At 29.2% G+C, this 11,959-nt stretch carries 12 protein-coding genes; 9 read left to right on the forward strand and 3 right to left on the reverse strand.

Annotation, left to right across the window (positions count from 1 at the left end; genetic code table 11):
- Positions 1-567 precede the first annotated feature (567 nt).
- The 5 genes from thrS to ACQY1Q_RS12520 all read left to right on the forward strand — a co-directional run bounded on the left by thrS (position 568) and on the right by ACQY1Q_RS12520 (position 4,454).
- Positions 568-2,508, forward strand: coding sequence for a threonine--tRNA ligase (gene thrS / locus ACQY1Q_RS12500; protein WP_431005658.1), 1,941 nt, complete (start codon positions 568-570; stop codon positions 2,506-2,508).
- 73 nt (positions 2,509-2,581) lie between these two features.
- The gene (gene infC / locus ACQY1Q_RS12505; RefSeq protein WP_431005705.1) at positions 2,582-3,100 is read left to right on the forward strand and encodes a translation initiation factor IF-3; all 519 of its coding nucleotides are present in this window, start codon (positions 2,582-2,584) and stop codon (positions 3,098-3,100) included.
- 35 nt (positions 3,101-3,135) lie between these two features.
- Positions 3,136-3,333: a 50S ribosomal protein L35 gene (rpmI, locus tag ACQY1Q_RS12510; RefSeq protein WP_028891165.1), complete on the forward strand. Its 198-nt coding sequence runs from the start codon at positions 3,136-3,138 to the stop codon at positions 3,331-3,333.
- Between the two features lie 100 nt (positions 3,334-3,433).
- A complete protein-coding gene (gene rplT, locus ACQY1Q_RS12515) occupies positions 3,434-3,778 on the forward strand; it encodes a 50S ribosomal protein L20 (protein WP_431005659.1) in 345 nt (114 codons plus the stop codon).
- Between the two features lie 91 nt (positions 3,779-3,869).
- A complete protein-coding gene (locus tag ACQY1Q_RS12520) occupies positions 3,870-4,454 on the forward strand; it encodes a hypothetical protein (RefSeq protein WP_431005660.1) in 585 nt (194 codons plus the stop codon).
- Between the two features lie 106 nt (positions 4,455-4,560).
- Here the strand turns inward: ACQY1Q_RS12520 and ACQY1Q_RS12525 are convergent, their stop codons facing one another.
- Positions 4,561-5,682, reverse strand: coding sequence for a histidine decarboxylase (locus ACQY1Q_RS12525; RefSeq protein ID WP_431005661.1), 1,122 nt, complete (start codon positions 5,680-5,682; stop codon positions 4,561-4,563).
- Between the two features lie 163 nt (positions 5,683-5,845).
- Between ACQY1Q_RS12525 and ACQY1Q_RS12530 the strand changes: the two genes are divergently transcribed.
- On the forward strand, positions 5,846-6,310 hold the full coding sequence (locus ACQY1Q_RS12530) for an Lrp/AsnC family transcriptional regulator (RefSeq protein WP_431005662.1): 465 nt from the start codon (positions 5,846-5,848) through the stop codon (positions 6,308-6,310).
- Positions 6,311-6,331: 21 nt separating this feature from the next.
- Here ACQY1Q_RS12530 and ACQY1Q_RS12535 read toward each other — a convergent pair whose 3' ends face one another.
- Complete coding sequence (locus ACQY1Q_RS12535; protein WP_431005663.1) at positions 6,332-7,126, reverse strand: energy transducer TonB; 795 nt, start codon at positions 7,124-7,126, stop codon at positions 6,332-6,334.
- A 235-nt stretch (positions 7,127-7,361) separates the two neighbouring features.
- Here ACQY1Q_RS12535 and ACQY1Q_RS12540 point away from each other — a divergent pair, with 235 nt between their 5' ends.
- From ACQY1Q_RS12540 to ACQY1Q_RS12550, 3 genes are read left to right on the forward strand one after another with little or no spacing between them, the layout of a single operon-like run.
- Positions 7,362-8,618: a sensor histidine kinase gene (locus ACQY1Q_RS12540; RefSeq protein WP_431005664.1), complete on the forward strand. Its 1,257-nt coding sequence runs from the start codon at positions 7,362-7,364 to the stop codon at positions 8,616-8,618.
- Positions 8,619-8,622: 4 nt separating this feature from the next.
- A complete protein-coding gene (locus ACQY1Q_RS12545) occupies positions 8,623-9,315 on the forward strand; it encodes a response regulator transcription factor (protein WP_431005665.1) in 693 nt (230 codons plus the stop codon).
- 41 nt (positions 9,316-9,356) lie between these two features.
- Positions 9,357-11,381, forward strand: a complete 2,025-nt coding sequence (locus ACQY1Q_RS12550; protein ID WP_431005666.1) for a ComEC/Rec2 family competence protein — start codon at positions 9,357-9,359, stop codon at positions 11,379-11,381.
- Between the two features lie 5 nt (positions 11,382-11,386).
- Here the strand turns inward: ACQY1Q_RS12550 and ACQY1Q_RS12555 are convergent, their stop codons facing one another.
- Positions 11,387-11,902, reverse strand: coding sequence for a thioredoxin family protein (locus ACQY1Q_RS12555; protein ID WP_431005667.1), 516 nt, complete (start codon positions 11,900-11,902; stop codon positions 11,387-11,389).
- Positions 11,903-11,959 lie beyond the last annotated feature (57 nt).

The following is an 11,959-nucleotide window of genomic DNA, read 5'->3' on the forward strand; positions in this document are numbered from 1 at the left end:
AAAACTTTATTTGATTCTGACAAAACTTTTTTTAAGTTTTTTTCGTCTCTGTTTTTACAACCCTAACCTCAATGAACCCCCGTAAAATCGGACCGCAAAGATACTCACTTTTTTTCTTATCAAACAAACTTTTTTTAAAGTTTTTTTTACCCCTCTCACCGTATCTTATAACCCTATTTTAATGAACGTTGCTAACCTCTTTTCGCCGTTGCTATTTCCGTTAGCGGGTGCAAATATACAACCCTTTTTAAACCCCACAACTTTTTTTTAACCTTTTTTTTAAAGTATTTTTAAATATTAAATCAAACCAATGAATAACAATAACTTACAAATCAAAAAAAATATAACTAGTTTTTACATTAATCAGAAACTAAGGAAATACTTACTCTATATATAATATAGGTGCTCCTTTTATCTACCTCTACTACTCTACTTATTATCTATTATTAACTCAAGGTAATTTAAAATACATATAATACTATTGTACAAAAAATGCTTTTGCAATATCTTTGCCTCTTGAAAATTTCCACTTGTAGGGAAATTAAAGTATAATTTTATATAGATATAATGATTAAGATTACATTACCAGACGGAAACGTTAAAGAATTTGAAAGCAATAGTACTCCTATTGATGTAGCTAAAAGTATTAGCGAAGGATTAGCCAGAAATATTATTTCTGCCAGTTTTAATGGTCAAACCATTGAAACTACCACTCCTTTAACAACCGATGGTTCTTTAGTTTTATATACTTTTAATGATAAAGAAGGTAAAAAAGCGTTTTGGCATTCTTCTGCACACGTTTTAGCTCAAGCTATTTTAGAATTTTATCCTAATGCTAAATTAACCATTGGTCCAGCTATTGAAAATGGTTTTTATTATGATTTGGATTTAGGTGATGATATAATTTCAGAAAAAGACTTTCCTGAGATCGAGAAAAAATTCTTAGAGTTAGCTCGTGAAAAAGCTGAGTTTAAAATACGAGAAGTATCAAAAGTAGATGCTTTGAATTATTATAAGGAAAGAAACAACCAATATAAAGTTGAATTAATAGAAGGATTAGAAGACGGAGATATTACGTTTTGTGACCACAGTAATTTTACTGATTTGTGTCGTGGAGGTCACATTCCTAATACCGGACTTATAAAAGCGGTTAAAATTATGAATGTTGCCGGAGCTTACTGGCGCGGTGATGAAAAGAACAATCAATTAACTAGAGTTTATGGTATTTCTTTTCCTAAACAAAAAGAGCTAACGGAGTATCTTGATTTATTAGAAGAAGCTAAAAAACGTGATCATAGAAGACTAGGTAAAGAATTAGAATTATTTACTTTCTCACAAAAAGTTGGTCAAGGATTACCTTTATGGCTTCCTAAAGGGGCAGCTTTAAGAAATCGTTTAGAAGATTTTTTAAAGAAAGCCCAAAAGAAAGCAGGATATGAAATGGTAATGACTCCTCATATAGGGCAGAAAGAGCTTTACGTTACTTCTGGTCATTACGCTAAATATGGTGAAGATAGTTTTCAACCTATAACAACTCCAAAACAAGATGAGGAGTTTTTATTGAAACCTATGAACTGTCCACATCATTGTGAAATATATGGTCATAAACCTTATTCCTATAAAGATTTACCAAAACGCTTTGCTGAGTTTGGTACTGTTTATCGTTACGAACAAAGTGGAGAGCTTCATGGATTAACACGTGTAAGAGGATTTACTCAAGATGATGCACACATTTTCTGTACTCCGGAACAATTAGATTCTGAGTTTAAAAATGTAATTGATTTAGTTCTGTATGTATTCGGTTCTTTAGGTTTTGAAAACTTTACCGCTCAGGTTTCTATACGAGATATGCAAAACCTTGATAAATATATAGGTGATGCCGAAACTTGGGAAATAGCAGAAAATGCCATTATTAGTGCCGCTAAAGATAAAGGCTTAAATTTTGTAATTGAAGAAGGCGAAGCAGCATTTTACGGACCTAAATTAGATTTTATGGTTAAAGATGCTTTAGGTAGAAGTTGGCAATTAGGTACTATTCAAGTAGATTACAACTTACCTAAACGTTTTGATCTTACTTATAAAGGACCTGACAATCAGTTGCACAGACCGGTTATGATTCATAGAGCTCCTTTTGGTTCAATGGAACGTTTTATTGCAGTTTTATTAGAGCACACGGGTGGAAACTTTCCGTTATGGCTAACTCCTGATCAAGTTATTATACTGCCAATCAGTGAGAAATATCAAAATTATGCCGAAAAAGTTTTACATTTGTTAGAAAATTCCGAAATTCGCGCCCTCATTGACGACCGTAATGAAAAAACGGGTAGAAAAATTAGAGATGCGGAAGTAAGCAAAATACCTTTTATGGTGATTGTTGGTGAAAAAGAGCAAGAAGATGGTACTGTTTCTGTTAGGAAACATGGTGAAGGAGACATAGGAACTCTTAGTATTGAAGAGTTTGCTTCTTTAATTCAAAAGGAAGTAAATAAAACCTTAGTTTCTTTTTAAAAGTAATTAGATAGTAATTTTAAATTTATAAGTCATAGCAATTAGAAAAAGAGGTGATCGTAACACCAGAGTAATTAAAGAGGATCAACATAGAATTAATGAAAAAATTAGACATGTTGATGAAGTACGTCTTGTAGGCGATAACGTTGAAATTGGCGTTTATCCTTTAGCTAAAGCTAAAGAAATTGCTCAAGAACTGGAATTGGATTTAGTTGAAATCTCACCTAAAGCTGTTCCTCCTGTTTGTAAAATTATTGACTACAAAAAGTTCTTATATGAGCAAAAGAAACGTGACAAGGCTTTAAAAGCTAAAGCCACAAAAGTTGTAGTCAAAGAAATTCGTTTTGGTCCGCAAACAGACGATCACGACTATGAGTTTAAAAAGAAACATGCTGTTAAGTTTTTACAGGATGGAGCTAAATTAAAAGCTTTTGTTTTTTTCAAAGGTCGTTCTATTATATTTAAAGAACAAGGTCAGATTTTATTATTAAAATTGGCTCAAGATCTTGAAGATTACGGAAAAGTTGAACAAATGCCAAAACTTGAAGGTAAGCGTATGATAATGTTCATTGCTCCTAAAAAAACAAAATAGAAAAATATATAAGCAAGATAAAAACGTAAAACAAAATGCCTAAAATTAAAACTAAATCTAGTGCCAAGAAACGTTTCAAGTTAACTGGTTCTGGAAAAATCAAAAGAAAGCATGCGTTTAAGAGTCACATCTTAACAAAGAAGTCTAAAAAACGTAAGCTTGCCTTAACACACGCTACATTAGTACACAAGTCTGATGAAGCTAACATTAAGCAACAATTAGTATTAAAATAATTGTTAGCTAGGTAGTAAATTAATTATTAACCATGGAGTTAGGCCCACTAAGAATTATTTATAAAGTAAATAATCGCCTACTACAAAAACAATTTGAATTATGCCAAGATCAGTAAATTCAGTAGCTTCAAGAAATAGAAGAAAGAAAATCTTGAAGCAAGCAAAAGGTTACTTTGGACGTAGAAAGAACGTTTTCACTGTAGCAAAAAACGCGGTAGAAAAAGGAATGCTTTATGCATATCGTGACCGCAAAAACAATAAGAGAAACTTCCGTTCGTTATGGATTCAGCGTATTAACGCTGGGGTTCGTTTATACGGAATGTCTTATTCTCAGTTTATGGGTAAAATTAAAGCTAATGAAATTGAGTTAAACCGTAAGGTATTAGCTGATTTAGCTGTAAATAATCCAGAAGCTTTTAAGGCCATTGTAGAGAAAGTAAAATAAGTTTCATAACCTTGCTTATACTAAAAACCCAAACTTAAACGTTTGGGTTTTTTTAAACTAATACATTAAATTCTATATTAAAAAACTTTTTATGAAATTTTTAAAAGTCGCATTATTTTTTTTCCTCACCAATATAGCTGTTAGCCAAACTTCAACCCAAGAAACAGATGATACTTCTGTTAAAGGTCAGTTTGAAAGCCTTTATAAAAAATCAGGCTCCTATCAAAAATACAAAGTGATTGAAAAAAGTGCTTATAGCCTTTTACAAAAAAGTATTCTTGATTCTGTAAAAAATTTAAAACAGACTATTGATACTAAACAACACTTAATTAATGAGCATGAAAATAAATTAGCCTCTTTACAAAAAGAAATTAATACTCTTAATAATCAATTGGAAGAATCTTCTAAAATAGAAAATCAGATTTCTTTTTTAGGTATTGGTTTAACCAAAGCTAACTACAATATATTTGTTTGGGTAATTATATTTACACTTTTAAGTTTACTGATTTATTTTGTATACAGATTTAAAAACAGTAATTTGGTTACAAAAGAAACTCGAACTTTATACGAAGAAATTGAACAAGAGTTTGAACAACACAAAAAGAAGTCTCTAGAAAAAGAGCAACAACTTCGTAGAAGGCTGCAAGATGAAATAAACAGACAAAGAGGTATATAAATATATTCAAAAAAGAGCCTTTTACAAGAGGCTCTTTTAATCTATAACTTTTCGAATAACTCAGTTATTTCTGTCGATTTTTTACTTTGATAATTTAAAACAACAATTAAACTAAGGCTAAACTTTCTTCTTTAACCATACTCTCTATTTCAATTTCCTTTAACAGCAGATCTATTTGCTCTTTTTGTAATCCAGGTACACATATAATATGAGCAATGTTTTCTTCTGATGCTAATTGATATTTTTTACATATTTTTTCTGATGGTTTATTAAAAACTACCGTTAAGGCATCATTATTTCTCCAAGCATTCAACCCTAAATCATTTAGTTTTTCTTCAGTGTACTTAGCCAATTGTTGTGCTTCCACTACTCTTTGTTTTAAGCCTTCTTTTCCGTTTTTCTCTAAAAATGACCATAAGAACAATGGTGTTAAACCATTTCTTGATCCAGTAATGGTCGTATCTAAAGTACCTACATATGATATAGAATTAGCCACTCTGTTTCTGTGTGCTCTTTTACACATAACAATTCCACAAGGAATAGGACCGCCTATAAATTTATGCCCAGATATAGCTATACTATCTACTCCTTCAGAAAAATCAAATTTTGGTTTTGGTTCAACAAAAGGTGCTATAGCTCCTAAAAATGCTGCATCACAATGGATATAATAATTTTTAATAGCATATTTTTTTATAATACTTTTTATTTTACTTAAATCATCAACCGCTTCAGTCATTGTTGTTCCAATATTTAAAAAGAAAACAGCCGGTTTATCTCTATGAATAGTTAAAACCTGTTCTAAATCTTCATAATCAATCTCTCCATTTTCCTGGCTTCTTACTACTACATTACGCATATTAAGTAAGTGTAAGTTTTTCTTTACACTATAATGAGTAGACTCGCTGTAATACACAATTGCATTAGGGTAGCATTCTCTTGCTAAATAAAGTCCATATAAATTACCTTCTGTTCCTCCGTTAGTAACATATCCCCAAACATCATTTATTGATGCTGATAAAATATCTGCAAAAAATGAGATACATTTTCTTTCGATTTCTTTTGTATCAATTGTTAGGGTAGATTCAGCCTCCGGATCACCAACATTATTTATGCATATATCTAAAAACGGTGCAAACTCACTAAAAGAAAAGTCTTTTGCTAGTGGGTATCCTAAAAAATTATCAGAACTATTTTTTATTCTGGTATATATGTTTTGTAAATCCTTCATGACTCAATTTTATATTAATATTTTCTTACACAAAAGTATATATAAAGAATATATACACTCCACATAAACAATATATAAGTAAATTTTACTTTAAAAAACATATTTAAAAGAAAAATATTATATTTGACGTGAATTATAAAGCTTGGATACAAAAAATAATTCTATGATACTACTTGATTCAATTGATTTAAAAATTATAGAAGAGCTACAAAAAGATGGAAAACAGTCTATCAAACAGCTTTCTCAAAAGATAAATTTATCTATAACTCCAACTCATGAGCGTATAAAAAAGATTGAAGCTAGTGGTGTTATTGAAAAATATGTGGCTATTGTAAATCCGGAATTATTAGGAAAAAATTTAATTGTTTATTGCCAAGTTACCTTGATACAGCATGAAGACAATGCCTTTAAAAAGTTTGAAGATTACGTTAATTCTATTCCTAAAATAGTTGAAGTTTCATACATAGCGGGTAGTTTTGATATTCTTTTAAAAATTGTGTTGAAAGACATGAAAGAGTATCAGAATTTTGTTTTGAAAGAAATATCTCAACTAGAGATTATTTCTAATATTCAAAGTTCTTTTGTTATAAAACAAGTAAAAAGTGACACTTTAATTAGTGTTACTTAATACTTAATTTTAAAAAAGACATTAGCACATACCATTGCCTATTGCAAATTCAAATTCTTGCATTACATTTTCATTATTGCTTTTTGCAGGATTCCATACCGGCATATCTTTTATTAAACGTTCTAATTCTTTATCTACAGTTTCAACTCCGGATGTTTTCTTAATGATAACATTTACAACTTTCCCTTCTTTGTCTACCCAAAAATGTAGTATTGCTTGTTTATCTTTTTCTATAGCCCAATTAAGTACAGATATACCTGTGTTTCCTTTTAAGTGTTGTATCATTTTATAATATCCTCCTTTAAATTCTGCTTGATGCTCAGGAGATACTTTCAGTTCATAATTTAGCTCATTATCCTCCTTTTTTTCTGTTACAGGGTTTTTAGACTTATACTTAATATGTATAGTAATCATATCATTTAAGTTTACCGTGTTTATTAAACTAATCTGCTCAGGTGTTAGCACGTAATTTTTAGATGTTAATTTTGTTTCTACTCCGTTTTTTATAACACCTACTGTAACTGAATCATAGGTTTCAATCCAATTATGAGGGTAATATTCTATTAAATCCGGTAGTTGCTTTGCCTTTATAACTTTATCTTTCATTATGAACTTATTTCCTGTTCTTTTTATTGTATAATTTAGCTCATCTGCCGGTTTTATGGCTTCGTTAAAAGCATATCCCGCTACTCGTTTCTTGTTAACGATAGCTGTATCTTTCTTTTTACAAGTATTACTTTTATGATTTATAAAACCATACATTATGCTAATTGCAGTAACAAAAATAACTCCTATACTTATAATTCTTATTTTCATCTGTTAATGTGTTTTTCAATAATCAGGTGTAATTAGCCAATAATCATCTTTTTAAGTATTAAGACTTGTTATGACTTATTTCATTCTAATTATTCATTTTATCTACTTTCAAAAGTAGATTTATCTTCATAATTTACTTAAAACAAGATGTAAATACTTGTTATTGAAGTGTAAAAAAATGTTATTGAAATGTAAATACTCACTTACACAACAAGTTTTAATGTAATTTTGCTGTATGACTTCAAAAACAATACGTTTAATTTCTATTTTAATGTTAGTAACAATTATAGCTTTATTTGTTACTCAGATGTATTGGTTTAAAAAATCTTTTTCATTAGAAGAAAAACAGTTTGATAATAAAGTTAATATTGCTTTAAGAAGTGTAGCTCATACATTGTTAACGCTTACAAACAATACAAAAGCAACAATTCCACCAATAACCAAAACGGCCTCGAACGAATTTCTTGTAAAAACAAACACTCATTTTTCTATTACAACTTTAGACAGCGTACTTAAAAAAGAGTTTTTACAAAGAGAAATAACTGTTTCATATGATTATTCATTAGTTGAACCGGAAAGTCAACAAACAATATTAGGGAGTACCGTTCCTAATATTTTTGAATCTTATGAAATTATTTGTCAGGACAGAGATATGGATTCTATTCCTTTTGACTTCAAAGTTCGGATAAATAACAAAACCACTTACCTGGTTAATTCTATGGGAATATGGTTATACTCATCTGCAACGTTGCTTATTATTTTTGCCGTGTTTATATTCATAATACTTTCAATTATTAAAGAAAAAAAACTTTCGCTACTTAAGAAGGATTTTGTTAATAATATGACACATGAATTAAAAACTCCTATTACCAATATTTCAGTTGCTTCAGATGCTATTCGAAAAAGAGATGATATGGATTACGAGAAAATGAAGAAATATGCTGAAATTATTTATAAGGAAAACTTACGTTTGCACACACTGGTAGATACCGTTTTACAAATATCAACCATTGAAAAAAGAGGAGAATCCCTCACCTTTAAAGAAATTAACATTCATACAATTATAAAAGATATTATTGAGAGCTTTCAACCTATCATTCAACAAAAAAAAGGCTATTTACACTATAACTTAGACGCTTCTTCATTCTTATTAAAAGCAGATGAAACACATCTTACCAATGTAATTTATAATTTAATTGACAACGCTATTAAATATTCAAAAGTTCATCCTGAAATAACATTGACAACAAAAAATCATAAAAATGGTATTTTAATAGAAGTAAAAGATAATGGCATTGGTATGAGTAAAGAAACTCAACAACGCATTTTTGAAAAATTTTTTAGAGCAGAAACCGGTAACGTTCATAACACAAAAGGATATGGCTTAGGTTTAAGTTATGTTAAAATTATTATTGAAAAGCATTTAGGAAATATTACCTTTAACAGTACACAAAATATTGGCAGCTCATTTCAAATATATTTACCCTCATAATTAGATGATTTTACAAAAACATATTCTTTTAGTTGAAGATGATGAAAGTATGGGCTTTTTATTAAAAGACAGCTTAGAAAACTATCAGTATAAAGTGACGCATTACACTGATGGACATGCCGCTTTAGCCGGTTTTAAAAAAGAAGTTTTTGATATTTGTTTACTAGATGTAATGATGCCTAAAATGGATGGCTTTAGTCTTGCTGCTGAAATTAGACGTTTTAATATTGATATTCCTATTATTTTCTTAACTGCTAAAACAATGAAAGAAGATAAAATTAAAGGGTTTACCATTGGAGCAGATGATTATGTAACTAAACCTTTCAGTATTGAAGAACTTACTTTAAGAATTAAAGCTATTTTAAAACGAGGTAATGTTACTTCGCCAACTAAACAACAAATCCCTTTTAGTGTTTTTATTCTAGATTTAACCAATATTCAACTGGTAACACCTAAAGAAGAAATTCAGTTAACACAAAAAGAAGCCGACATTTTAGCTTTATTTATAAAAAACCCTAATACTTTACTAAGAAGAGAGTTTATTTTAAAATCCATTTGGGAAGATGATAGTTATTTTTTAGGAAGAAGTTTAGATGTTTTTATTTCAAAATTAAGAAAGCATTTTAAAGAATATCCTTTTATTAAAATTAACACCATTCACAGTACAGGTTATAAATTCATAATTAAAGAATCTTAACAAACTCATAATCAAACTTTTTTTCATAAGTTTACAGTGCTATGAAAAAATTGTTTGACTATATTCCTTTTTATTTTCTTATTGCTCTGGCTATTGGTATAAACTTACAATACCGTTTTACTATATGGCATTATGGTTTTAATATACTATTCATAACCATCGGAGTATTAATTACTCTATTATTTTTATTTAAAAGCTTTAAAAAACACTTTTGCTTTTTTACTACTTGTGCAAGTATTTTCATTTTTTTAGGAATTTCCTCTGTATACATTCAAAATCCAAAAAGTTATACTACTTACTTTGAAAAACAAGTAACACCTGATTCTTACAGCATCTTATCTATTCGTCAATCATTAAAACCTAATCAATTTTATTACAGATATATTGCAGAAATTCTTAAAATAAACGACTCTTCTGTTAAAGGCAAGGTATTACTCTATATAAAAAAAGACAGCACTTCTGAAATTTTAAAAGTTGACACCCAAATTTTAACGATTTCTCATTTTAAAGAAATCCCACCTCCGCTGAACCCTCATCAATTTAATTATAAAAGTTATTTAGAAAAACAGTTTATTTATCATCAGACGACTATAAATAGAAACCAATTTTTTATTTTGAAAGATGAGGATACTTCCGTTTTGGGAATTTCAGAAGCTATCAGAACTAACATACAAATATCGTTAAACAGCTATCCTTTTTCAAAAGATGTTTTAACAATTATGAATGCTCTTTTTTTGGGTCAACGTCAAGATATCTCAAAAGAAATAGTAACTCATTACACAAACGCCGGTGCTATACATATTTTAGCTATCTCTGGTTTACATATAGGACTTATTTTGTTGATTTTAAACTATCTTTTAACACCGTTACACTACATAAAAAATGGTAAAATCATCAAAACAGTTAGTATTGTTTGTTTTTTATGGTGCTTTGCTTTTATTGCCGGTTTATCAGCTTCTGTTATCAGAGCGATTACCATGTTTACTTTTATTGCTATCGGAATATCTTTTAAAAGAAAAAATATCATAGAACATTCATTAATCAGTTCTATGTTTTTACAGCTTTTAATGCATCCTCAATTCTTTTTTGATGTTGGCTTTCAATTAAGTTACGCTGCGGTTTTTGGTATTATTTGGATTCAACCTTTATTATTTTCTTTGTGGACTCCTAAGTGGAGATTTCTTATAAAGTTTTGGCAACTTTTTACGGTTTCCATAGCAGCACAAATAGCTATACTTCCTCTTAGCTTATATTATTTTCATCAATTTCCAAGTCTGTTTTTTATATCCAACTTAATTATTATTCCTTTTCTATTCGGAATCCTAGTTATCGGAATTGTTGTTATTGTACTTTCTTTACTCAACTCACTTCCTCCTCTATTGGTTACAATTTACAATGGTATTATTAGTTACATGAATAACTTTGTTGCTTGGATTTCAAATCAGGAAAGTTTTTTATTTACTGAAATTCCAATGACATTTTCTCAAGTTTTGATTTGGTATCTATTTATAAGTATTTGTTCTGCTCTTTTTCAAAAGTTTTCAGTAAAAAGCCTATTTCAAAGTATGATCGTAGTTATTTTAATCCAATTAGTTTATTTAACAGGCAAATACACTACTGAAAAAGAAAATAATTTACTTGTTTTTCATAAAAGCAACCATTCTATTATTGGCTTACGGTACGGAAAACAAACAACTATTTATCACACGTTAGACAGTTCTTTAATTTATAACGAAAAATTATTGGAAATGTACCGTATAGGAGAAAATGTACAAATGACTTATAACCGTAAAATACCTGATGTATTTTATATGAATAATCATCGTGTACTGGTTTTAAGTAATAACAACTCGGCAACTATAACTTGTGTGGATAATTGTATTATTTTATTGAGAGATTCTCCGAAAATAAATTTAGATCGTTTCTTAAAAAACTGCACGCCTACATTAATTATCGCAGACGGCAGCAATTACAAAAGTTATGTGAAACAGTGGGAGCTTACTTGCAAGAAACAAAAAACACCATTTTACAATACTATGCAAAATGGTGCTTATAAGTTATGGTAAGGTTCTTACATAGAACTTTTAAAGTCTTTTTCAAAATCTTGCCAACTAGATTTTTTATAGTTTTCATGATTGAAAAAAGCAATCACCTTTTCAAATTTACTTTCATGCATATATCCCGGTACATTTTGTAACAACTGCTTTTCTTTATTTAAAAAGGCCGTTGAAGGATAACTCAGTTTACCATTCATAATAGCGGCTGCTAACTCATGATATCCTCTTCTTCCATTAGGTTTGTAGGTAAACGTTCTTCCTTGAAATACAATATCTCTTTTTTCTTCTCCGTTTAATTTTACCGGATAATAATGTTCATTTATATACTTAACTATTACCTCATTTTTATAAGTAGTATTATCCATTTTTTTACACCAACCACACCAATCTGTATAGATATCTATTATAATAGGTTTAGGATTTTTAATACTCTTTTCTATAGCTTCTTCAAAAGTTAACCATTTAACTTTACCTTGGGCATTTACTCCCAAAGAAACTACCATTAAAATTGCTATAATTAAATTTTTCATACTCTCTTGGTCTCAATAACTATTCCAAATTTACAAAAAAACCTGTCAATTATTTAA

The organism is Tenacibaculum sp. TC6 (genome assembly GCF_050606265.1).
Classification (GTDB): Bacteria; Bacteroidota; Bacteroidia; order Flavobacteriales; family Flavobacteriaceae; genus Polaribacter.